The sequence below is a fragment of the Vibrio sp. 10N.222.55.C6 genome (assembly GCF_041473395.1).
Classification (GTDB): Bacteria; Pseudomonadota; Gammaproteobacteria; order Enterobacterales; family Vibrionaceae; genus Vibrio; species Vibrio crassostreae_C.
Genome location: NZ_JBFRSD010000804.1, coordinates 1 through 435, shown reverse-complemented (window position 1 = coordinate 435; position 435 = coordinate 1). Strand labels below are relative to the sequence as shown.

Genomic DNA, 435 nt, shown 5'->3' with positions numbered 1-435 from the left:
TGATACCACGATGGCCAAAGACCCAACGATCTCACCGCGTAAAGCAACGCTTATCGCAATGAAGGAAGTAACGGGTCCGATTGTTACTTCGACGTTGGTACTGTTAGCGGTATTCATTCCAGTAGCTATGCTGCCAGGTATTACCGGTATCATGTATCGTCAGTTTGCTCTAACTATCTGTATCGCTGTTGTTATCTCTTCTATTAATGCTCTAACACTGTCACCTGCATTGTGTTCATTAGTTCTTAAGCAGGGCGGTGGTAATACGGCTCGTTGGTACCAAGCGTTTAACCGTGGTCTTGAATCAGTAACCAACAAATACGGTCAAATTGCAGGCTTCCTTGTGAAAAAGGGTGTTCTGCTGTTTACCTTCTTCGTTGTGGCGCTAGCAGCGGTAACTTACTTCGCGAAAACCACGTCTACGGCGTTCGTACC

General features: G+C 46.2%; 1 protein-coding gene. It reads left to right on the top strand.

Translation table 11 applies throughout. From position 1 onward, the window contains the following. A partial coding sequence (locus AB4486_RS26275) for an efflux RND transporter permease subunit (RefSeq protein WP_372119697.1) occupies positions 1–435 on the top strand: 435 nt, incomplete at both ends.